Genomic DNA, 23703 nt, shown 5'->3' with positions numbered 1-23703 from the left:
AGAGTAGGAGCATGTCGAAGATTTCGCTTAAAATACAAAAAGAGCCTCTTTAAAGAGGCTCTTTTTTCTTCATTATTATTACTACTTTTTAGTTATGAATATATTTTTCAAAGACTTTCCCAAAGTCTTTGACGACATACTTGTATCGGATGTCTTCCAGCCAATCGAAGGTGTATTGGTTGATGGACTTGAATTGTGAAGCTACGTCTGCTTGCTGGCCTGTTACGCGGCCCAGTGTGCTTTGGGCGACGTGGAGGCTTTCTTTGGCATGCTGGAGTGCAAGTTCGTTATCGTGCATAATCGATGCGATCTTCACAAGGGCTTTGTAGAGGTCTTTTAGCTCCTCCAAATGCTTTTTGTTGACATCGATCGAGTAGTGCTCATTGCCCATGGTGAACTTGATTTCTACATCCAAATCGACAGTTCCAGCTGTTTCCAGATACACGTCAGAAATCGGGTGTGTATGGTAGGAATAGCGGCGCAGCATGCGTTTTTTGCTGGTGGCACTCGTTCCATCCAGATGAACCAGCCCCAGATTGGTGAAGCAGTACTCATCGGACTTGGATTTGATCAAAAAATAAATTTTCTCATGGTCCTCGTGCATGATGTAATCATCAGCGTCCACCTTGTCGTAATCCGCTGGTTTTACCACGATTCCCACATTGCTCAAGCCAAGTGCGTCTGCCGCAAGCTTTCCAAACATATTCAAACAGCTCCCCTCGATATGTACGGTTAAACCTTTACCATTTATACGTTCACGGGGAGAGTTAGTTGCAACAAACTACTGTGCTTCAGCCAATTTTTTGAGGAGGCCTGCAAGGACATCAAAATCAAATTCTTTTCCGTTCCGTATTTTGATGGTCTTCCGGTCAGCATGATCAGACTTCTCGAAAAAGCCAGCTGGAGCATCCAGATTCGCCGCTTGAAACAACGTCACGTTAATCCAGTCCTTTGCCGGAAAATACACACATGCCTGTTTGCCCTGAATGGAATAAAAAGCTTGCTTATACTTCACCTGCTCTTCTACATTCGGGATGTTTTCATGGATGAGCTGGCGAATCCGATTGCAAACTTCTACCTGAGATTCATTGGTTATGTTTTGGATATAATCCGTTACTTGCTGATTCAATCAATAGTCCTCCGCTTCCCAAAAGTGATGGTGCTTCTTGTCTTTATGATAATCGACAGATGCAATAGGAGGCTTCTTCTGGATTGCTATTCTATCGATTACAGCCAAGTCGTCTTTTCTTCCGCTGCTACCCGACTGGTCTCAGGAGCATCTGCCTCGGGATAGCCAATGAACAGGGTGCCCACGACCTTTTTATTTTCAGGTGATCCGAGGAATTGCAGCAAGCGCTCGTCGCGAACCAAGCCGATTCCTCTCGTGCGCCATACCATGCCAAGTCCCAGTTCCTTCGCTGCCAGCCACATGGAGTGAATCGCGCAGCACACCGCATATTCATTATCCTCTGAGGATGCTTCATCCCCTGGGATTACATCAGCGGTGGCGACAATGACGAGTGGTGTTTTTTCCAGGACGGCCAAGGAATCCTGCACGAGATTCGGCTTGGTCGGAAAACGTTCCAGCAAAAATTCCTTCGCGATTTCCTCAAACCTCAGCTTCGCTTCTCCTCTGATCACATAAAAATGCCACGGCTGACGCAAGCGGTCGTTCGGGGCTAACACTGCGCAATCCAGCAACGCTTTGATTTTCTCTGTTTCTACTTCTTTCGGAATATAGTTACGCACGGCTCTTCTGCTTTTGAGTGCCTCTAGTACGGACATGCTGGTTCCTCCTCGGTTGTACCATTTTCTTACTGATCCCAATCATTATATCGGAGGTTGTCAGGATACGTACAGGTATCCCTCACCGAGAATGTATCGCTACATGTGCTTGGTGTTCGTCTTCTCTTGCCACGTAGATGTCATACTGCGTACGATCTTCTGCTCGGGCCATCATCCCCATGTCTCCCCCTAAATGACGAAGCGTATGAGAGTGACTGCGTGTCCGAAAATGAATGCCATGAGCATTCAGCTTGTATGCCACGCGAGTGTATTCTTCATGACCAAACACGGTGTGGATCAAACACTTGTACTTGGAAAAAAGGGTGAGAAAAAAGTCCATAAACCATTCCACTCTCCTTCTTTTTTGTAGTATATTCCAATTATTGCGGAAAAGGAGGGCGCTTCTACTATGAATCGAAAGAAAATATTCACGGGTTCACCTTGGGAGCCTATCGTTGGCTATTGCCGTGCAATCCGAGTAGGAGACCGGATTGAAGTGGCTGGCACCACTGCCATGAAGGATGGAGAAGTCATTGGTGTGGGCGATGCCTATAAACAAACAAGGTTTATCCTGGAGACGATTGAGAAAGCATTGCGAGAATTAGATGCGGATTTGTCTCATGTGGTCAGAACGCGGATGTTTGTAACGGATATCAGCAAGTGGGAAGAGATCGGCAAAGCACACGGGGAGTTCTTCCGCGAGATTCAGCCTGTCGCTACGATGGTTGAGGTCAAGGCATTGATTGACCCGCGTCTGCTCGTTGAAATTGAAGTGGAAGCTATTGTTTAGCATGCTGGTTAGTTGGAAGCGGACCGACTACTTTTTCTGTCGATCCGCTTTTTGCTTTTTCTACGATTGTGTGAGCTCCTCAGGGATATCAAGACCTGCCTTTTCGGCTTCTTCAATGTGCTTTTTGGCCAGGAGCTCGTCCGCATATTGTGCTTCGTTCCGGTAAATCCTTGCCAGTTCAATATGGGCATGCGGGTAATCTCTTTCCAAAGCAGCATGAAAATAAGTGATGGCGGCGTCGATATTTTTGGCTGTACCATACCCATTACTATAGAAAATCCCCAAATTATAGGCACTGATATCGCTGCCTGCTTCGTAATCCTGCTGATAATAATGCAGCGCCTTTTCGTAATTCCCTTTTGAATCGTGCAAATAGCCAAGCCAGTCAAAAACCGGAGACCCTAATACCTCTCCCTGTTCATAATGCCAGAGGGCCTTGTCCAAATCTTGCGGCACCAGCTCCCCGTCATAATAGATGGCGCCAAGATTGTTGTGAGCCAGCGCATGACCGTGTTCTGCCGCTTTGCCCATCCAGTACATTGCCTGATCGGCATCAGGCTCCGTGCCTATCCCGTGTCGATAGCAACAGCCTAATCCATTCATAGCATGGTGGTTGCCTGCCGCAGCCCCTAATTCATACCAGTAAAAAGCTTTATCGGCATCCACGAAGCCTTCTAGATTGTAATACGTATGCGCAAGGTTGTTCATGGATGGGGGATAGCCCTTTTCAGCAGCAAGAGTATCGTACAGAATGGCTTTCTCATAATCACCTGCTTCATACGCTTCCATGCCCAGGTTGTACAACGTTTCTACCGGCGTGTACTGATCTATGCTGTCACCATCGGATTGCTCCCCTTGGGCATAGGCCAGCAGTCGCTTGCGAACCTCGGCATCAAAACAATTGGTGTAATAACGATCTTCGACATCCTCCAGCACGAGCGTTTTATCTGCCCTCGACAGCCCGTACTCGCTTACTACATAAACGTCGTGGCCCTTGAAGGCATAAGCAAAACCCTCGACCAGATCCTTTTTCACCACCATATCGAATTCGAAATCGCTCCATCGCTTTTCCGGCGATAAGGCAATGCTCCATAGTCCATTTCTCTTCAAAGCATACGCATCCTGATGCAGCCAAAAAATGTTCTCATAATCCTCCAAGGGGAATAGCCATGCTGGCTGATCGGCATCACCATAAAAAACGCCTAGCTTTCCATCTTTTTTCGCCAGCACCTGATCGCCCTGCCCTGCTTCTGTATAAACCTGCAAATCAATCAGTTCATCGTATTCGTACGGCAACAGAAGGCTCTCCTGCTGCTTGCCGTAAGCGGCGTACTTCTTCCCCTTGCGCAGGACGAGCAGATTCGGAAAATAGGTTTGCCGATTCAGTTTATCGAAGCCGGATGCGCCGACAGTGCCGTCTTTTTTGTACAAGGTGCTGTGACTTGCATCCTTGTGCGGTTTGACGAGAAGGAGCCCTTCGCCAATATGTTCCAGCGCCGTCAAGGGGAAGTCTCCGACGTATTGCCAATATTCATTAAAGATTTTCCGATTTTTCCTGCCTATGACCGCTGTATGGTAAAATCCGTCCCCGAACTTGAAGGCTTCTTCATGCTCAAAATCTATCGTTACAGAACCAGCTTGGTCCAGCACGCCCCACTTTCCGTCTTTCTTTGCCGTATAAAATCCTTGGTAATCAAGCAGTTCTAACTCTTCATAGTGGGTAGGGACAATCGTTTGGCCTTCGAGATTAATCAGACCATATCGACCGTTTCGTTTGACAATGGCACAAGCAGAGCCGTATTCAAAATCGTAGGCATCCTCCCACTCCAATGAAATAAGAATTTTCCCGGATTTATGTACATAGCCGTATTTGCCATCTCGGGCGACCACTGCGAGATCTTCGGAAGCGAAATCGTAAAAGGCATCGAACTGAGGGGCAAGCAATACGTTTCCCTCTGCGTCTTTGAGACCTAGCAAGCCGGCTTCCTCAAAAATCTCCACGTCGGGCTGTTCTTCATAAGGCTGCCAGATGTGTCCCCAGCCGTATTGATAGTCCTCATAGTTGAGCAGCTCGGCAAATGAACGAAAGCCCGGGTTCACGTCCATCAATTCGGAGTAGTCCAGCACCGAGATGTCATCGCTGTCCATTGCCTTTGTCATGATCTCGTTGTTATGGGCAATAGTGGCGCGCAATGTTTCCGCCTGCTCTTCATGTGGGATGTCATCCATATTGAATACGTCCCAGGCATCGATGTGAAAATACGGAAGCTTTCGTTTCTCCAGATAGCTGAAAAGCTGATTTCTCGCTTCCAAAAACGCTTCTTTGTTACGAATTAACCCTTCCTGTCTCTCCAGGAAATCGTAGAATCGCTTCCCATTTTCGATGCCTGCCGACGCGTCGTAATAGAGTCCGGAATTGTCCGGTTCGGTATGGTTGTTGTAATTGTTTCCGGCGATCAAACCACCTTCTATGAAAAGCGGCTGCAAAAGTAGGGGGACCTCATAGCCCCATTCCACCATCATCGTGTCGTTGTCTTGCGCTTGAGAAGGTTCACTGACGTTATATACATAGACTCTGTGTGACATAACTTCTCTCCCTTTGATTTCCAATTGCACTTTATCACATTGTAAGCAAATCTAGCAGGGCAAAACAATCCGACCGATGGGCTATCCAATGAAAAAGGCTGACAAGCAAGAATCATGCTGGTCAGCCCTTTCTATTCGAAATACTACAGCTCAATGACAGGAATACTGCCACCCACACCAACTGGCTCGATCGCCTTGCCCGCTGACCGTACCAAGGTAAAGTACTCATAGCAGCCAATAACGCCAAAGTCCCCATCGATAACTCCCGGATAAGCGCGGTTCACGGAATACTCCTGACTGAGGTGAGCCTTCAGCGCCTCTCCTTTTTGTGTCCGATAGCCCGAAATATCGACCTTGCCTGTAATCGGAACCGCTGGCTTTGGACCATGATCCGGGCAATGATCGTAGTAGTGCGGGATCGAAACATAGTACAGATCAGGATATTCTGCCGGAGTCATGCTCGCTTCCGCTTGTTCGACCGCTCGCGTCGTCGCCTCGCACGTGACGATATGGTCGGGATGACCCGTTACCCCGTCCGGCGGAAACGTGACGACGACATTAGGCTTCCATTCTTCTATCGCTTGCCGAATCTTGCTCACCAGCTCATCCAGATCGGCATTTTGCAAGGAACCATCCGGGTACCGGAACAAGTCGAGACGACTGATTCCGAGCACTTCCGCCGCTGTTTTCAGCTCTAGCTCTCGATGTTTTGCCAGCTTTTCTCTGCAATCGATATCGAATGGACCGCTGCGTCCTTTGCAACCGGAGGTAATGCACAAATAACATGTTTCATGTCCGGCGTCCTTACACTTTGCCAACGTTCCCCCGCAGGCAAAAGACTCATCGTCTGGATGGGGAAAGACGACCATTACTTTTTTCATTTCTGGCACCTCACTTACCGCCCGATTGGCGTTCTAGATAAGCCAATCCTTTTGCTATGACACCGTAAATCGGATCGTTTTGCGCATTTTCAATGACAACCTGCGAAGCGTACTCTCGGACGCGCTCTACAACGATCTCTCGTACCCGATCATCGTTTTGCAAAACGCCTCCCTGCATGATCATCTGAAACGGCTTGGCTCTCATTTGCAACGTATCGATGACAGCCCGAGCAGCGTCGAAAAGCTCTTCGCCTGCGACCTGCAAGATAGCTGCTGCCACCTTATCTCCGGCGAGTGCCGCTTGGCTGACCAACGGCGACAGCTCTCCTACCTTCTCTACGGAATAATGCTCACTGTACGTCCAGTTAAACAATTCATCTACGCGTCCAAGTCCTACGTGCGGGAGGAGCAGCTCCTTCAATACAGTCGGCTCGCCGCGGCCATCCGCTGCTTTTAATACAGCCATAATCGCTTGCTTGCCGATCCAGTAGCCGCTGCCCTCGTCACCAACCCGGTGCCCCCAGCCTCCTGCTCGCGCCGTTTCCTGTTCATCGTTTACACCAAAAGCAATCGAGCCGGTGCCTGCAATGACCAGAATGCCGGGTTTGCCTCCAGTTGCACCGAGCAATGCCGCAAACCCGTCGTTTTCCACAATCAACTGCTGGACGCGAACACCGAGCTGATGCAGTACCTTGCTCACCATCCGCGAAATCACCTGTCGATCATACTCCGTGTCCAGACCAGCGATCCCGAACACGGCGCACTCGATTTCCCATTCGATTGGTCCATCCTGTGTCGGTGTGCCGCTCATAAAGGGGGCAATGCTTTGACGAGCGATCGCATCGTCTATAGCTTGGCTGATCGCCGCAACCAACTCACGAGCTGCCGCTTCTTCCCCGATTCCTTGATAATTGCATGAACCGGAGCGTCCTGCACCGACTTCATTTCTGGAGCGGTCCACCAGTACCGCCAGACATTTGGTGCCCCCTCCGTCCACTGCCAGAAGAGGTATTCGCACCACTGCCATTACCCCACACTCCATTCAGCTGTCATCTGATCAAGCCCTTTCATCACATTCGCAATCGCCTGCTTTTTCTGTGCCAGCCATTCTGTTTCCTGCTGGAGAACCGCTTGACGAACGGCGATCATGCGCTTCATTTCCTCTGGATTTGGTCCACCAGGAAGCTTGCGGATCATTACGAAATGAACGGGGTCAAGCGCCAATCTGAGCTCTTCTGCTGTGAGCGACAGCTCCCTCCCGATTACTTCCACGGCTGCACGGTTTACCAGCTCCAAGCTGATTTGGTTCGCAGCGAGTTGCTCGCTCATCGCTTCTTTTACCACACGACTCACGATGTGATGAGATTTGCGGAACGAAAGCTGATCCGTACGCACCAATGTATCCGCCAGCTCTGTGACGGTCGCAAAGCTGCCCTTTGCCCGCTCCAAGAGGACATCCTTGTTCACTTCCATCGTACCCACAACGCTCGCCATCAAGCGATACATCTGCTCGAGTACTCCCATGCTCCGCCACGCGTACGGCTGCATGTCATCCTCGGTATCCACGATATCGCCAAAAGGCGTATTGTGCATCATCGTAAGCACTGTCGTCGCATTGCCTGCTGCACTGGACAACAGAGAGCGCATATGTTCAAAAGAAACCGGATTGCGCTTTTGCGGCATGATGGAGCTGATCTGCACGTATGGACTCGCGACTTTTAACCCCGCGAATTCTTGTGTGCACCACAGCAGCATATCTTGAACCGTACGCCCCAAATTAATCGCTGCCAATTGAACGGCTGTCGCTACTTCCCCCAAATAATCCGCGCCGCAGACTGCATCATAGGAATTTTCGACCAACTCATCAAATCCGAGCAATTCGCGCATCCGCTCCCGGCTGATCGCAAAGCCAGAAGTCGTCAAGGCCGCTGCCCCCATCGGTGAGCGATTGACTGTGTGATAAGCTTGGATCAGTCGCTTGATATCACGGCTGAGCATGTCAGTAGCCGCCATGATGTAATGCGCCATTGTCGTCGGCTGTGCCTGCTGCGTGTGCGTGTAGCCAATCATAATCGTATCCACATGCTCATTTGCAAAGAGGAGCAAATGCTCTTTCAGATAGAGGGCAGAAGCCAAGGTCACCAATAATTTTTCACGCAGCACCATGCGGTATATGGTAATCCCCATGTCGTTGCGGCTGCGAGCCAGATGCAGATTTCCTGCCACATCAGGAGCCAGTTCCAGCAAACGGCTCTCTACCTGAAAGAACAAATCTTCAAACTGCCCGGTGTAATGCGATTGGCGCAGCTCTTCCATTTCGATCCCACACAGTGCACCAGCAATTCTTTTGGCCTCATCGTCTGTGAGCAATTCTTGTTCACGAAGCATGATCAAATGTGCCTTGTTGATCGCCATCATCGGATGCAGCAGATGGTGCTTCGCTTCATTGAATGCAGGCTCCAAAACCGCCTCCACGTATGTCTTGCCAGGGAAACTGGCTCCCTCCTGTTGAAAAATTCGCTCTCTGTAATTCATCTTATCTTGCATCTCCTTCCCTACCCATTCGTAAGCTGCTTCTATTTTTGCGTCTGATCTTTTTTAGGAGGGAAGCGACCGTCGAACGATCGCCTTCCCTTCTACTATGATTACTGCTGTGGGCTGATCATGTTGACAAACAATCGGATCGCACCCGGTACGAGTGACGGAATTTCGCGATACCATACGAGCGAGCTGTAGGTATACGTTCCTTTTCCATACTTGGCAGTGAGGTACGTCCCCGTAAATTCCTTCTCTCCTTCGTCTCCATTGGAGATTAGCTCTGTGTATTCCTTGCCCCACTCAGATGGATTGTAAGCGGAACGATCCTGAATCCAGTTGTCCCAATCTTCCTCCGTGATTTTGTTTGGTGAATGGAACAAGGCATGATCAGGCGCTAATACTGTCACTTTGGAGTTTTCGTCTGTGACACGCCATTGAATCAGCGGAGCACCGATTTTGATCGGATAAGGAGCCAGTTCCGGCTTCCATTTATCCTCTGGCTTGTGGTATTGCACGACCAGATTTCCGCCGTTTTCCACGTATTTCAGCAAGCGCGCATTCGAAGGAATCAGCTCAGGTCGGAAACCATAAGCGCGAATGCCCAGCACGATTGTATCGTATTGATCCAGATCGCCAGACTCGATGTCTTTTGCCGACAAATTGGTCACATCGACTCCCAATTGGGACAAATACTGATCGATATTGTCAAAGCCACTGGATACGTAACCGACCTTCAATCCTTCCGGCACCTTCAGGTCAAACGCCTGGATCGCAAGCGTCGCTGGTTGGACGAAATAAGTCGTGCCGATATGCGGGTAACGGATGACTTGGGCTCCGTGTCGGCTCTCTTTTCCACTGCCCGACGCTACTGCTGTCACCGTATACTTATCCGGTTGGACCGAAGCGTCTGCTTTGACCGTAAAGGCAACCGACTTCGTTTCTCCCTTGGCTTCAAAGGCAAGCGGTGCTGCTTGTGGTTCTACGCTCCAGCCTTTTGGTACATCGAGAGAGATGGTTGTTTTCGCTGCACCTGGATTGTAGTTTTTCACCGTAACCTTGACCGGGATTGGCTCCTCTGGCTTCTGCGTATTCAAAACCGTCGCATTTGGACTCAGCACCATAGAAAAAGATGGAAGAACTGCAATGGCATCTGCTGGTGTCACATGACTATTCGCCGTCGAGCCTGCGAAGCTGTAGCTGACATCTGCCGTAATGGCTGGAGCGGCATACGGTTGGAACAGAGCGGCATCAGAAGGAACTGTGACATCAAATGTCGTTTTCACCGTCTGATTGTAGCCGAGCGATGAGAAGCTGGTGGTCGATTGCGGCTTAGCTTGCCAGCCTTTTGGCACATTCAGCGCAAGGTTGATCTTCCCGACTTTTGCTTGGCCGCCGTTGTAAGCCGTGACCGTTACTTTTGTTGTTTGGCCTGCTACCAGCTCGGTTGTCTCAGGCTTTACTTTGGTTACAAGTGAGAGCGCTTCGGCACTAGCCTTGTTCAGCTGGGATTTCTTCACGCCCAAACGGTGGCGCAAGTCTGTTTTCGTGTCAGTTGGCAAGGAGGACGCTTCGACTGCTGCCGTCGCTTTTTCCACATCCGCCAGCATCTCATGCGCTTCCTTGGCTACGGAGGCAAAGCTTGGGTACGCAGCAATGACCTCTGCGGCATCCTTTTGCAGCTTTTTCAGTTCGCCTGCGACTTTTTCCCCGCCAGATTGGCTGGCAACTTCCTTGGCTAAATCGTCAAACGAATAGGCAATTCCCTCAAAAAAGTCTGCTTCCTTGTCTTTTGTCTCTACGATGGCTTGATCGAGCTTGTAATAATTGAAGCTTGGCCCTTCCTCATAGTGACGTCCCATGCCCTGGCTCTTGTGCATGAAACGGGATTCTTCGCCGAGTTGGACGTAAGAGGCGCCATAAATTTCGTCATAGTCGCCAACAGGCACCTTGACCGAGTAATCCTTTTCCTTCGCAGGCAGATACAGCTTCTTCACCTGCCAAGGAGCCAAGCCTTCCTTTGCATGCTGTGGAAAAATGTTTGGATCTGCGGCATCCTTGAAAGCCCGTACCGTAATGACATTAATCGCGCGATGATGACCGTGAGTCGAAGGTTCGTTCAAAAATGCGGGAATCACGACATCGGGCCTCAGTGTACGGATATGGCGGATGAGCTTTTCGTACGCGACATCCTCGCCCCATTTTTGCAGGGTTTCATCCGGACTTTTGGAAAAGCCGAAGTCAAAAATAGGGTCATCGATTTTTTCACTGAGGTTCTCCAGATGGATGTTCGTGATTTTGGAAGCTTCCTGCAATTCGCGGGTTCGAATGATCCCCAGCGCATTACCCAGCTCGCTGCCTATCTCGTTCTGTCCTCCCTCGCCTCGGTTCGCAATGACACTGGATGTGTCCACCCCTTTGCCAAGCGACAAATACGCGAGCATCGAACTGTGCTCATCGTCCGGATGTGCTCCGGTGTTCATCGCACTGGCAATCGTGGTGAGCGGCTTGATGGCTTTCCACAGGTCGACAACCCCGCGGTCTGCATGGGCGGTCTCGGGTGCTGCCGGCATAATCAGACTCGTGGCCAGCACCGTCGAGATCCCAATCGTGTACAGCTTGGCAAGTTTCCCCTTACTCAATGAACAACTCCTCCATTCCATTCAGATTGATGTCTATATCAATCATGGCGGTCTGTACGTTTGCATTTCATTGATGTAGCCATGGATCGACCCACGGTTGGCCCGGAGTGGATGGGGCATTACTGCTTCTGACTGATCATGTTGACGAACAAGCGAAAAGCGCCAGGGACAAGCTGTGGAATCTCGCGGAACCAGGCAAGCGAGCTGTAAGTGTACGTCCCTTTTCCATAGTGCGCCGTGAGAAAAATGCCGCGGAACTCCGGTTCTCCCGGATCACTTGTCGCAATCAGCTCGGTATACTCGCTTCCCCAGCGAGAAGGATTGTAGATGGAGCGCTCCTGCACCCATCCATCCCAGTCTGCTTGGGTAATCACATTTGGCTCCTGGAACATCGGATGGTCAGGGGCCAGCATGCGGACGTCTGATTGCTCATTGGTCACGCGCCAATCGATCAGCGATTCGCCGATAAAAATGGGATATGGTGCCAAGTGCGGCTTCCATTTGTCCTCCGGCTTGTGATATTGAACGACGAGATTTCCGCCGTTTTCTACATAGTGCAAAAGACGCTGGTTGCTCTCGATTAATTCACGGCGAAATCCGTATGCGCGAATACCCAGGACAATCGTGTCGTAGCGGGACAAATCGCCCGATTGTATTTCGTTTGCGTCGAGATTGAGGCAATTCACCCCGACCGCGCGCAAGTATTTATCCATATTGTCAAAGCCGCTGGATACGTAGCCAATCCGTTGATTTTTGGGGATGGCCAGGTCAAAGGCTTGAACAGTCAGCGTAGCGGGACGGATGAAATACGTGCGGCCGACATGCGGGTATTCAATGACCTGCACATCTTGCGCGATCTCTGTCACACCGTCTGTTCCTGCTACCGTAGCGCTGATCTGATATTTGCCATTCGTCACCTGGGGCGCAGTATGAACAGTAAAAGCGATCGTTTTCGTCTCACTGCGGAAAGAAAACGGAACATCGACAAAGGCTGGCTCCGCCCTCCAGCCTGCCGGGACAACGAGAGCGACCTTGGCAGTAGAGCTTCCCGGACGGTACTGTTTCAGTGTTACCTTAACCGGGATTGTCTCATCCGTATGCAGCGTGTTTCGCACCACATCTGACGGTGTCAGCGTCACGGCATACGGCGGAAGCACAGCTACACGGCTATCCGGCTCCACGCGAATCGTACTGGCTGTCTCGAAGGCGAAATAGAGCACCTCGACATCAAGCACGGGACGCTTGTAAGGATGGAACAGCTCTGTCTGTGCAGGAATCGATACCTCAAATACCGTGCACACCGTCTGATTGTAAGCAAGTCGTGGAAAAGCCGTTGGCGTGAGCGGTTTCGCCGTCCATCCAGCAGGGACACGCATACGCAGCTGCACATGTTCAACCTCAAGCGAGCCGCCGTTGTAAGCCGTTACGGTAACCGTTGTCGTCTGGCCTGCCACCCACTCCCCTGTCTCCGGCTTGATTTTCACGACCAACGACAGAGCCTCGGCACTGGCACGGTTTAGCTGCGCTTCCTTGAGTCCTAGTCGATACATCAAATCAATCTTTGTTTCTTCATCGAGTGAAGCCTTGCGTACTTCTTGTTGGGCAGTCGCAAGCAAAGCCTTCATGCGGTGAACCCTTTGTGCCACCTCAGCAAAACGCGGGTAGGCATTCAATACATCTGTAGCCGCATCGTGCATACGGTGAAGCACTTTGGCGAGTTCTTGCCCGCCTTTTGCAGCGATGCTCTGCGCCAGATCAGCAAAACTGACGGGCAGTCCGGAAAAAAAGTCGCGCTCTTTTTCCGGTGCCGGGGAAACAGATGCATCCAAGCGGTAGTAATTGTAGGTCGGGCCTTCGTCGTAATGGACACCCATGCCCTGTGTCTTATGCATAAACCTCGATCGCTCACCAAGCTGCACATAGGATGAGCCGTAGATTTGGTCGTATTCCCCCACGGGTACAGCGACGTGATAATCATCGTTGTCCATGATAGGCAAATACAGCTTTTTCATTTGCCATGGCAAAAGTCCAGCCTGTCTATGCGCAGGAAAGATCTGTGGATCGGCTGCCTCGTGGAAAGCTCGCTGTGTCAGTAACGTAATCGCCCGGTGATGTCCGTGTGTCGTCGGTTCATTTTCAAAGCAAGCGATGACGACATCGGGGCGCAGCTCCCTGATTTTTCGAATCAATCGCTCGTACACGACCTCTTCGCCCCATTTGCGGAAGGTTTCTTCGGCGCATTTGGAGAACCCGAAATCATGGATGGGATCATCCAGCTCTTCGCTTAAGATGCCAAGCGTCACATTGCTGAGAGATGAGGCTTCTTCCAGCTCGCGCGTACGGATAATCCCCAGCGCTGTGCCTTGCTCGCAGCCGATTTCGTTTTGGCCGCCTTCCCCTCTTGTCGCGATCACACTCGTGGTATACACGCCTCTCCCCAGCGCCAAGTAAGCAAGCATGGCACTATGCTCAACGTCCGGATGGGCACCTGTGTTCATGGCACTGGCAATGGTAGCGAGTGGCTTAATTACTTTCCACAGATCGAGCAGTCCGTGCTCCCCCTGCATGGTGCGAACAGATGCGGGAATTGGCGGGCAGGGCAGTTTGGTCGGCTCCACCATCGGTGATTTCTTGTCCATCGATTCACTGACATCCACGAGAAGCTCCTCCTTTTTCACGAAGGCATCCAGCTTTACACGGCAGTCCCCGCTTTATCTCCGGTCAGTTTTCTGGAGATGAACAACACGATGATGATGACCACGATTTGCAAGACTCCATAGGCGCAAGCGGTGCCGAACTCATTACTGTACATGCGTTGGAATACCGCGACAGACAATGGCGTTGTCTTCGGTGTAAAGATCAGAATCGAAGCCACGAACTCCCCGATACACTGAACGAATGCCAAAAGCGTACCTGCAAGAATTCCCCCCCAAGCCATCGGAAACACGACACGTCTGAAGCTGTACCACCAGGAAGCCCCCAGATTCCGCGCAGCCTCCTCGACAGATGGGTCCATCTGCATCAAAGTCGCATTGGTAGAGCGAAACACAAGTGGCAGATGTCGGACAAAATACGCCAACGGGATAATCCAGAATGTTCCGATCAAAACCTGCCCAAAGCTGAATGCATTCGGTTCGCTGAACGCTGCAATCAGGTTGATCGCAACAACTGTCCCTGGCAATGCCCATGGCAGCATGATCAACACATCAAGAAGCGTTTTCCCACGAAACTTGAGGCGAACCATGGCATAAGCCGCAGCTACACCGAAAATGACGATCCCGATTACCGCGATAGCAGACAACTGCAAGCTGTTGAGAATCGGACGCCACGTCTTGCTATCCGTGAACAGATCCATGTAATGCGACAAGGTATACTCCGGAGGTAATATTTGCACCGTCCAGGTACCATCCACCGAGAAGGAGATGAGTACCAATACGAGAATTGGCAGCATCAGAATGACTGTACCGATAAAAGACAGCACAATCGTGGTGTAGCGTCCCGCCTTGCTCTTGATCTCGGTACGGTGCACGCTGACCCCTTTGCTCAAGTTCTGGTAGTTGCGCGCGCCTTGATACCAACGCATGATCAAAAGAAAGGCAACAGAAACAATCGAAAGAATCGTAGACTGTGTCGCAGCCATGTCCAAATCTCCATTGGTGCGAGACAGATAGATTTGCATCGTCATCGTCCGGTCAATTCCGAAAATGAGTGGTGCCGTATAAGAAGCCATCGAAATCATGAAAACCAACAGAGAAGACGCGACCATCGCTGGCGTGAGCATCGGCAAAATAATGCGCCGCCAAACAGTAAAGCGATTCGCTCCGAGACTGGCTGCCGCCTCTTCCAAGGACGGGTCGAGTCCCTTGATTGCTGCTGTAGCTGTCATGAAGAAGTAAGTGTACATCGTAAATGTATGAACGACGACCACACCCCAAATTCCTTTTAACGAGAAAGGAACCTGGGCAAGCCCGAACAGCTCTTTGATCGCTCGTGGAATGATTCCGCTCTCCCCGTACAAAAAGGTAAACGAGAGAACGCCAATAAGTGGAGGCAACGCCATCGGAACCAAAGCCAGCACAGAAAGGATTTTTCGCCCTGGAAACTCATAGCGCTCCAATAAAAACGCCATCGCAACCCCGACAATTCCGCATGTAATGACACTCAGAACCGATATGTAGATACTGTTCCACAACGCTTCCAGATTGGCGGTATGCTCGAGGCTGAAGAAGCGAATGTAGTTTTTCCACGTGATTTCTTCATCGATTTTGATACTCGCAACGAACGTTTCGAACAATGGATAAATGACATAAGCCAACAATATTAAAAAGAGTGGCGATACCAGCACGTAGACGAAGGCGGGTGAAGCGGTGATGGACTTTCGTCTGGCTGCTGTCGGCGCTTGCTGCAACTCTGCTCTCAAAAGCTTCTTCCCCCTTATCCGGCAAAATAAATGCTCTCTTTCGGAATATGTAGGCCGATGGCATCGCCGCGTTGTTTAATCGGTCGTCCCAGGTTGATGGACATGCTGCGCAGGCTCTCCGTTCCTACTTCCGTGACGTAATTGACACACGCCCCTGTAAATTCAGACATGACAACAGAGCCTGTCACTACATTTTGTCCTTCGCTGCTTGTGCTCTCCAAAACGGATTCAGGACGAATGGACATTGTCACTTTCTCCCCGACTGACAGCTGTGCACGCGGCGAAGCATTTTGCTTAAATCCGCTGAGCATTTGTCCAGAAGCCGTGCGAACCAGCACTTCATCGCCGTCAAACCCTGTAACTGTCCCTTCCCACAGATTCGTCTCGCCGATAAAAGAAGCGACAAAACGGTTTACAGGACGATGGTAAATCTCATGAGGTGTACCGATCTGCTGCACTTCTCCGCTCTGCATGACCATAATCCGGTCTGACATCGACATCGCTTCCGCCTGATCGTGTGTAACGTAAATCGTCGTAATCCCCAGCTCCAGCTGGAGTCTCTTGATCTCGAAACGCGTCTCTTCACGAAGCTTCGCATCCAGATTGGACAGCGGCTCATCCAACAGCAGAATCTGCGGCTCGATGACCAGCGCCCGTGCCAGTGCTACCCGTTGCTGTTGTCCCCCAGAAAGCTGATCTATGCGGCGTTCGCCATAGCCTTCCAGACGCACCAGCTTCATGATCCGTTCTACGCGCTCTTTTGCATCTGTTTTGTTCACTTTCCGAACCTGCAAGCCAAACGCGATATTTTCAAAAACAGTCATGTGCGGGAACAACGCGTAGTTTTGGAATACCATCCCGGTATTGCGCTTATGGGGAGGAAGAGATGTAACCTCCTGTGATCCAAAGCGGATATGGCCTTCCGTTGGATAATAAAAGCCGGCAATCATGCGCAGGGTAGTCGTTTTGCCGCAGCCACTCGGACCGAGAAAAGTAAAAAACTCTCCTGATTCGATATGAATGTGAACATCTTCGACCCCTTTTGCTTGGCCAAACCTTTTGTGAACGTGATCAAGTGTTACGCTGCTCATCGGGTTGTGTTTCCTCCTTCATCGCAAGTCATTTCAAGCTGCGTCCGTATAAAAACAACTTCTATAAGTGACTAGACGGAAAGGACAACGCCTTCCCGCCTAGCTGCTTCGAAAACCCTTCCTTACTTCTTGCCTTTCCCCTTGATGTTTTCATCCCAATGCTGCATCCACTCTTTTTCTTTTTCAGCCATGACAGCCCAATCGAGTTCCATTGGCTTCAGCTCGAGATTTTTCATGAAGTCTGGCAGTTCGTCCTTGCTGATGTCTGTACGAGATGGGAATTGGAAGCGCTCCTTCGCCAATTGGGCAGCCATTTCAGGACTCATCAAGAATTCCATGAACTTTTTCGCTGCATCCAGGTTTTTCGCGCCTTTTACCAAAGCCACGCCGTCTACGAGAATCGGTGCTCCGCTCTTCGGATAAATGAAGTCATACGGATGGTTGTTCTTTTTGCTTTGGATCAGAACGTCTTGGAGGTTCCACAAGGAGATGACGCCCTCTTGACGATCCATCTTCAAATACAGGTTTGTCGGGTCTTGTGTGTACTCTTTTGTATTGGCATCGAGCTTGGTCAGCCATTCATAACCTTTTTCAGGAGTATCCGCCCCTTGACGGAAGATCATTGCGGAATAAATGGTACGCATTGTGCCGGACGGCAGTACGTTTCGGATCACGATCTTGTCTTTGAATTTCGGATCGATCAATTCGTCCCAATCTTGCGGTGCTTCTTCCGGCTTCAGCACCTGCGAGTTGTACATGATGACCTCTGGCAAAAGCATTTCGCCGTACCAGCGATCTTGCGGATCTTTGTACAAATCCGGAACCTTGTCAGCAAACGTCGGCTTGTAAGGCTCCAGCAGATCTTCATTGGCTGCTGTCGCTAGAGCAGATTGTGTACCGCCCCACCAGAAGTCAGCTTGCGGGTTCGCCTTCTCTGCACGAACGCGCTCCAAAATTTGTTGGGCACCCATCTCGAGTGTTTCCACTTCAATGTTCGGGTACTTTTCATTGAATTTTGGCAACACGATTTCAAAAATGTTTTTGTCCCGTCCGGTGTAAATCACCAGTCTTTGCGGGTCACCCGATGAATCAGCAGGTTGAGCAGCCGTGCCTGATTGACCGCCTGCGCTGTTGTCGGCAGGCTTTGCTTCCTGTCCTCCACTGCCGCACGCAGCCACAGTCAGAGCCAAGGAGCTGACAAAAACGCCCTTCATCCATGTTTTCAGCTTGCTAGTTGTCTTCTTCAAAACGAACTCCCCCTCTTGTTCTTCTCACTCTTTGTCAAGCAGTCTTGTGAAAGGAAACGCTTCCAAAACACTATGGACAGCGCCAATCAAACCAGCTCGCTCCCCCAGACTCGCTTTTTCAAGATTAGGCACCTCAGGCACCCATTCTCTCAGCCATTCGTGAATTTGCTTCACCCCTTCACCATCGACGTGGACCATCTCCCCGCTCAGGATCAATATTTCCGGGTTCAAAATACTGATGATGTTCGCCATTCCGTACGCCCAATGTCGATACACATCTGCAAGAAGCTCCTTTGCTTCTGGATTATGTTTGGCGTGCCGGATCAGCTCTTCTATGACACTCGACCCTTCCTGAAGGTCAGAGAGAAATCCCTTAGCCTGCTCTTGGATGCCCGGAATCGAATAATGCGTCTCAAACACCCCTGACGCGCCATTCGGGCGATTATGTACCGGGCCGATCATCATGAAGCCGATTTCTCCTGCTGCCTCACGACTCCCCCGATAAAACTGTCCATCCAAAATGATCCCGGCCCCAATCCCCGTTCCTACGTACATGTAGACGACGTTGGTATGGCCGACCCCTGCTCCACGGACGTACTCGCCCAGTGTCATCATATTCACGTCATTGTCGATAATGACGGGCAGTCCGAGTCGCACTTCGATGGTCTGCTGAATCGGTGAACCCATCCACCCCGTGCTGGGTGAAAAGCTGACGGTTCCACTGCCACGCTGTGTGACCCCCTGCAAGCCGACGCCCATGCCGAGCAGGCGCTCTCGCGGGATGCCACTTTCACGCAGCAAGCGATCCAGTCCAGCTGCCAAATCTTCGATGACGGTTTCGCCATTCGCTGGTTGTGCCAGCCGTTTTCGACAGCGAGCCAAGAACTCGCCTTTCATATCCGCGATGGCCATATCCAGGGTAGATCCTTCAAAAATTGCTCCGGCAATGGCGTACGCCTGATAGTTGTACTCCAACAAAATCGGCTTGCGGCCGCCTTTGGAATCGCCCATTCCTACTTCTTGCAGGAGTCCTTCCTGGATCATTTCATCTACGAGAGCGGAAACACATGGTCGGCTGAGCTGTGTCTGTTTGGAGATATCCGCGCGGGAAATCTGCCCGTGCAAGACGACCTGCTGCAATACTTCTTCTTTATTCAGTTTTTTCACGAGTTTGCTGTTACCTGTTTTTTTGGGAGCTTGCACGCTTCATCGATCACCGCCACACAGTTAGTTAACATTACTAACAAAGATAACCAAATTATAGACACGGCAACTACCAATAGTCAAACAATTTACATTTGTCTTTCAGATATTTTTTGGATTTTTAGTATGTATATACCTTGTTAAAAAATACTAAAAACGCAGTCGTTAAGCTGTTGTGGTGGGGAGGAAACAGGAGAAAACGCTCAGCTTCTTGTCCCACCCGCTGGGGGATTCACTGCCCGACTCCATGCAAAAAGCGAAACCGCGTCCAAAGTGGTCCATTCAGGATGTGTTTCAGAGGTGGACGCTTAAGAGCGTGTTTCGCTTTTTGCATTCCGTCTCGGTCGGTGTACCAAAGATCTTCGCTTATTTCTCCTGTTTCCTCTACGAGCTGTTAAAGTTATTCGTTTTTTAAAAGCTTGAAAAGAACGAAGTACGTAATCAGATACGCCAGAGAAGAATATTTCCAGACGTAGCGACTTGTGGAGTCCTACCGAGCGGAATAGGGATTAGCGGGTAAAAGAAACGCAACCGTGCTCATGCGACGTAGCGGCTACCACTTTTGCGTTTCCCCGCGAATCTCTTCGGAGCGTGCAGTCCATGCTTCCCCGAGGGACGGAGCACTGAGCCTAGACTGGAAATATTCTTCTCCCCACCGCAGCCACTGATTACCCTTTTGTGTTGTGGTTTTTCAAAAAGAATAAAAAAAGCACATCACCCTCTACAGGGGAAATGTGCTTGGAACACTACTCTTCTTTTCCTGATAACCAGACGTCCTCTATTAGTCTATGTATCCAGCGACTCCTTTTTTAATCAAGTATTCCATCTCTACATCCAGGATCTTCTCGACGGTGATCTCATCCAGTTTCACATCTGACTTACCCATGACGTAATCCACGAGATCATCAAAATCAACGTCGACATCACCTTTTGCATCTGCCTTCGCACTGTTCATGTACGCTTGCTCATGCTTGAGTACGATCATGATTTTTTGCGGGTCTACTTTTGTTTTGGTAGCTACATGCAAAACGAGTTCGTTTTCGTTTACTTGCTTACTCATTTGTTGTCATCTCCTATTTCTCTTACCTTCTGTCATTTTACAATATCATATCCGTTCCACACAAAAACGAAATGGGAAGGGGGGCTGTCCAAAAAGTAAGCACAAAAAAACCGTTTTGCTCTAGAGGTGCAAGAAGAAAACTATTGTCTCCAAGAGATAATTTGCCCCCATGTCGAGTTCGGAATTCTGGTAATCGCACATAACTTGTTGAAAGTAGCGGGCATCCGCCTAGCCACTTTCTGTGAACCAATAAAAACGAAACCTTTTTCCCAGCTTCTTTACTTTTGAGGGACTTCTTAGACAGCCCCTTGCCATTACTCTTACTCTTCTCTTACGGATAACCATACGTCTTTGACCAGTTCCATGAAGCTTTGGATTGCAGGTTCTTCTCGTCGGCGCTCCAGACTGACCAGCGATGTTTCAGCTTTCTTGGAAAAGCGGTACAGCTCGATCAGTTCGCCTGTTCGCAGCTCTTTTTCCACCAGAACCTTACTGAGCAATGCTATACCCGTTTGATTCAGGACGGATCGTTTGATTGTTTCTTCGCTGCTGCATTTTATGACAGAGGGCGGGATGTAGTTTAACTCCAACAGGCATTGGGTAATAAATTCATCGAGATTGCACCCCTCCTGATAGGACAAAAAAGGGAAGGTCACGAGTGCGTCTGCCAGTGTTTTTTCCTTCATCAAATCAGGAGAAGCGATCAAGGTGAATTGTTCCAAGTCCACGACGCTGGAATGAATACCTGGTTGTGCGGTGGTGCCCGCAATGATCCCAATATCCGCTTCGTGGGCTTGGATTTTTTTCAATGCCTCCTGACTGGTGCAAGAAATCACCTGCAGATTGACCTGCGGATGAGTCTCCACGTACGCTTTCAAAATTTGGGGCATGTATTGGATGCAATAAAACTCTGGAGCCGCCACAATCAGCGGACCTACAGGCATGTCTAAGTGATTGAGCCCTTCCGCCATGTGCTGCAAAACGTAGAAAAGCTGATCCGTATGCTGCTTCACTATTTTTCCGGCCGGTGTCAAAAACGTGCGCTTGCCTACCCGATTGAGCAAAGGATGACCCAGCTCCCGCTCCAACGCTTGAATCTGGAGCGTAATCGTAGGCTGGCTGTATCCGAGTTGCTCCGCAGCCTTCGTCAAGTTCAAATGCTCGGCAACGACCTGAAATGTCTTCAGATTGCGTAACTCCATGGTTGATTTTCCACTCCTCACCGAACGACACCATTTCTTCGTGCAAGTGCGTGTTCAAAAAGTCGGCTTTTTGAACAACCTTTGTTAGAAAAAGTGTAGCCGAGAGTGGCTCTATGTTCAACCGATATCCTATGCGTGCTTCCCTATGATCCCCGCCAGCTTGCCAGCATCTACATTACTGCCGCTTACAATCGTCAGCACCTTTTTCCCTGCCAGTTCGGGTACAGTTCCTTGCATGAGAGCAGCAACACCGACCGCGCCTGAGCCTTCCACCATCAGATGATGCTCCTTTGCCAGCCAGCTCATGGCTTGGGCAACATGTTCTTCCTCTACGATCAGGAAGTCATCGACGATCAGCAGGGCCAAGTCCAGATTCCCTTGTGTAATTCCCCCATGAAGACCGTCTGCGAGCGAATCACTGTATACCACATCAGCCAACCGCTTTTCACGGAACGAGTAGTACCATGGCGGAGACGCATGTGTCTGAATCCCAATCACCTGTACATCCGGATTGATTGCCTTTGCTGCGAGGGCCACCCCGCAAATTAACCCGCCACCACCAGCAGGTACGAGAATGACGTCAAAATCCGGCTCTTCCAAAAGAGCTTCCAGGGCTGCCGTTCCCTGCCCTGCTATGATCTCGTTGTCTTCAAAGGCATGGACGAATGTGCGCCCAGTTTCTTTCGCCAGTTCATAGGCGTGACTTTCTGCGTCATCATAGCTGTCTCCATACACGACCAACTCCGCACCGTAGCGCTTGATCCCCGCTTTTTTGGTCTCCGGCGCCGTTTTTGGCACGACAATCAAGGCCGACACACCTCGAAGCGAAGCCGCATATGCGACCCCTTGCGCATGGTTGCCTGCTGAAGCCGTAATAACGCCCCGAGCTAGCTCCTCATTCGTCAAGGATGCGATTTTATTAAGCGCGCCGCGCGCCTTGAATGAGCCTGTTTTCTGATGGCACTCCAGCTTCATCCAGACATCTGCATTTGCGATGGCAGACAGCGCGGGTGATGATAGTAACGGGGTATGAATAACCTGCCCCTTTAGATTCTTGTGAGCTTTTACAATATCGAGAAAGGATACGGACAACGACATGAACTACTCCTCCTTGTTAAAATCTTTTCACTAATTGAATCAATAGTTCAACAGCGGTCGGAATGACATCCTCATCAATGTCAAAACGCGGATGATGGTGGGGATAGCTGCTCTTTTCTCCATGCATTCCTATAAAAATAAAACTGCCAGGCTTGCGTTCCAAATAGTAAGAAAAGTCCTCGCCCCCCATAACCGGCTCCACATAAGCAAGAGAACTCTCACCAAATATATCAGTTACAACGTCAGCAACGAATCGGCTCATAGACTCATCGTTGACAACAGGTGGTGTCCCCCAATCCACGATGACTTCACCATCCGCGCCCCATGCCGAACACAATGCCTCAATCTTCTGCTTCAGCTCGCGAGCCAAGAGCTGCCTTGTCTTTTCCGACTGCGCCCGTAGCGTTCCGTATAATACAGCCTGATTCGGAATGATGTTATAGGTCGAGCCAGCTTCCATCCGACAGATGGAAATGACCGCAGGTTCGATTGGGTTGACGCAGCGACCCACGATTGCTTGGATCGCGTTAATCACCTGACTTGCCACATAGATCGGATCGACGGTTTCGTGCGGCATCGAGCCGTGTCCTCCACGTCCGGTTATGACGATGCGCAGGTCATCAGCAGACGCCATCATCGCGCCTGTACTGATTCCGATCTTTCCTTTCTCAAGAGGCTGCCAGAGATGCAGCCCAAAGACAGCGTCCACATCATCAATCACACCTTGACGGACGATAGCTTGCGCTCCACTAGGAAGCATTTCTTCTGAGGATTGAAATAGAAAAAGCACATTTGGTGCTACGTCTGCGCGGTTTTCCGAGAGCCATTTGGCTGCTGCTAGCAAAATGGCCGTATGTCCATCGTGACCGCATACATGAGCGACACCTTCATTTTTCGAGAGATAAGGCTTCTCTCCCTCTTCAACGATCGGTAGTGCATCCATATCCGCCCGTAACGCAATGGTTTTCTTGCCATCCGTCCCCCGCAAAATGCCGACCACATTCGGCGGCTCACATGGGAGCAGTTCCATTTTCCATTCCTGCAAATACTTCCGAACATAGGCCGCTGTCTGATACTCCTGACCAGACAGCTCTGGGTATTGATGCAAGTATCGCCTTTCACTGATGGCCCATTGGGCAAGCGTTGGTGTGCAAAGTGCCATT

The 23703-nt window shown here is 50.3% G+C and carries 19 protein-coding genes; 1 reads left to right on the top strand and 18 read right to left on the bottom strand.

Going from position 1 to position 23703, the window contains the following annotated elements; genetic code table 11:
• Nucleotides 1–88 precede the first annotated feature (88 nt).
• From EL268_RS07330 to EL268_RS07315, 4 genes are all read right to left on the bottom strand, one after another.
• Nucleotides 89–703, bottom strand: coding sequence for a PH domain-containing protein (locus EL268_RS07330; RefSeq protein ID WP_007726579.1), 615 nt, complete (start codon nt 701–703; stop codon nt 89–91).
• 78 nt (nt 704–781) lie between these two features.
• The gene (locus EL268_RS07325) at nt 782–1129 is read right to left on the bottom strand and encodes a DUF1801 domain-containing protein (protein ID WP_106655549.1); all 348 of its coding nucleotides are present in this window, start codon (nt 1127–1129) and stop codon (nt 782–784) included.
• 98 nt (nt 1130–1227) lie between these two features.
• The gene (locus EL268_RS07320; protein ID WP_106655548.1) at nt 1228–1785 is read right to left on the bottom strand and encodes a nitroreductase family protein; all 558 of its coding nucleotides are present in this window, start codon (nt 1783–1785) and stop codon (nt 1228–1230) included.
• 82 nt (nt 1786–1867) lie between these two features.
• Nucleotides 1868–2125, bottom strand: a complete 258-nt coding sequence (locus tag EL268_RS07315; protein ID WP_106655547.1) for a hypothetical protein — start codon at nt 2123–2125, stop codon at nt 1868–1870.
• 69 nt (nt 2126–2194) lie between these two features.
• Here EL268_RS07315 and EL268_RS07310 point away from each other — a divergent pair, with 69 nt between their 5' ends.
• Nucleotides 2195–2575 carry a RidA family protein gene (locus EL268_RS07310; protein ID WP_106655546.1) on the top strand — a complete coding sequence of 127 codons (381 nt, stop codon included), beginning with the start codon at nt 2195–2197 and terminating at the stop codon, nt 2573–2575.
• Between the two features lie 60 nt (nt 2576–2635).
• On the opposite strand, the gene EL268_RS07305 is transcribed toward EL268_RS07310, so the two are convergent.
• The 14 genes from EL268_RS07305 to EL268_RS07235 form a co-directional block, all read right to left on the bottom strand.
• A complete protein-coding gene (locus EL268_RS07305; RefSeq protein ID WP_106655545.1) occupies nt 2636–5161 on the bottom strand; it encodes an SEL1-like repeat protein in 2526 nt (841 codons plus the stop codon).
• Between the two features lie 143 nt (nt 5162–5304).
• The gene (locus EL268_RS07300; protein WP_106655544.1) at nt 5305–6042 is read right to left on the bottom strand and encodes a PIG-L deacetylase family protein; all 738 of its coding nucleotides are present in this window, start codon (nt 6040–6042) and stop codon (nt 5305–5307) included.
• Between the two features lie 10 nt (nt 6043–6052).
• Nucleotides 6053–7069 (bottom strand): N-acetylglucosamine kinase, encoded by a 1017-nt coding sequence (locus EL268_RS07295; RefSeq protein WP_106655543.1) that lies wholly within the window; start codon nt 7067–7069, stop codon nt 6053–6055.
• The gene (gene argH / locus EL268_RS07290; RefSeq protein ID WP_106655542.1) at nt 7069–8577 is read right to left on the bottom strand and encodes an argininosuccinate lyase; all 1509 of its coding nucleotides are present in this window, start codon (nt 8575–8577) and stop codon (nt 7069–7071) included. Before argH ends, EL268_RS07295 begins: the two co-directional genes overlap by 1 nt.
• Nucleotides 8578–8687: 110 nt before the next feature.
• Nucleotides 8688–11219, bottom strand: a complete 2532-nt coding sequence (locus EL268_RS07285) for an NEW3 domain-containing protein (protein WP_106655541.1) — start codon at nt 11217–11219, stop codon at nt 8688–8690.
• Nucleotides 11220–11338: 119 nt separating this feature from the next.
• Nucleotides 11339–13858: an NEW3 domain-containing protein gene (locus EL268_RS07280; protein WP_373863422.1), complete on the bottom strand. Its 2520-nt coding sequence runs from the start codon at nt 13856–13858 to the stop codon at nt 11339–11341.
• A gap of 53 nt (nt 13859–13911) precedes the next feature.
• Nucleotides 13912–15639: an ABC transporter permease gene (locus EL268_RS07275; protein ID WP_106655539.1), complete on the bottom strand. Its 1728-nt coding sequence runs from the start codon at nt 15637–15639 to the stop codon at nt 13912–13914.
• Nucleotides 15640–15653: 14 nt separating this feature from the next.
• Nucleotides 15654–16730, bottom strand: a complete 1077-nt coding sequence (locus EL268_RS07270; RefSeq protein ID WP_106655538.1) for an ABC transporter ATP-binding protein — start codon at nt 16728–16730, stop codon at nt 15654–15656.
• 122 nt (nt 16731–16852) lie between these two features.
• A complete protein-coding gene (locus EL268_RS07265; RefSeq protein ID WP_106655537.1) occupies nt 16853–17977 on the bottom strand; it encodes an extracellular solute-binding protein in 1125 nt (374 codons plus the stop codon).
• Nucleotides 17978–18001: 24 nt separating this feature from the next.
• Complete coding sequence (locus EL268_RS07260; RefSeq protein ID WP_106655536.1) at nt 18002–19180, bottom strand: ROK family protein; 1179 nt, start codon at nt 19178–19180, stop codon at nt 18002–18004.
• A 781-nt stretch (nt 19181–19961) separates the two neighbouring features.
• Nucleotides 19962–20240, bottom strand: a complete 279-nt coding sequence (locus EL268_RS07250; RefSeq protein WP_106655535.1) for a hypothetical protein — start codon at nt 20238–20240, stop codon at nt 19962–19964.
• Between the two features lie 320 nt (nt 20241–20560).
• Nucleotides 20561–21442: a LysR family transcriptional regulator gene (locus EL268_RS07245; RefSeq protein ID WP_106655534.1), complete on the bottom strand. Its 882-nt coding sequence runs from the start codon at nt 21440–21442 to the stop codon at nt 20561–20563.
• A 129-nt stretch (nt 21443–21571) separates the two neighbouring features.
• Nucleotides 21572–22540 carry a threonine ammonia-lyase gene (locus EL268_RS07240; protein WP_106655533.1) on the bottom strand — a complete coding sequence of 323 codons (969 nt, stop codon included), beginning with the start codon at nt 22538–22540 and terminating at the stop codon, nt 21572–21574.
• 16 nt (nt 22541–22556) lie between these two features.
• A complete protein-coding gene (locus tag EL268_RS07235) occupies nt 22557–23702 on the bottom strand; it encodes a M20 metallopeptidase family protein (protein ID WP_106655532.1) in 1146 nt (381 codons plus the stop codon).
• Nucleotide 23703: the final 1 nt, after the last annotated feature.

The sequence above is a fragment of the Brevibacillus brevis genome (assembly GCF_900637055.1).
GTDB lineage: Bacteria > Bacillota > Bacilli > Brevibacillales > Brevibacillaceae > Brevibacillus > Brevibacillus brevis.
Note: the sequence above shows the minus strand (reverse complement) of the source record. Positions and strands in the feature narration are given on the sequence as shown.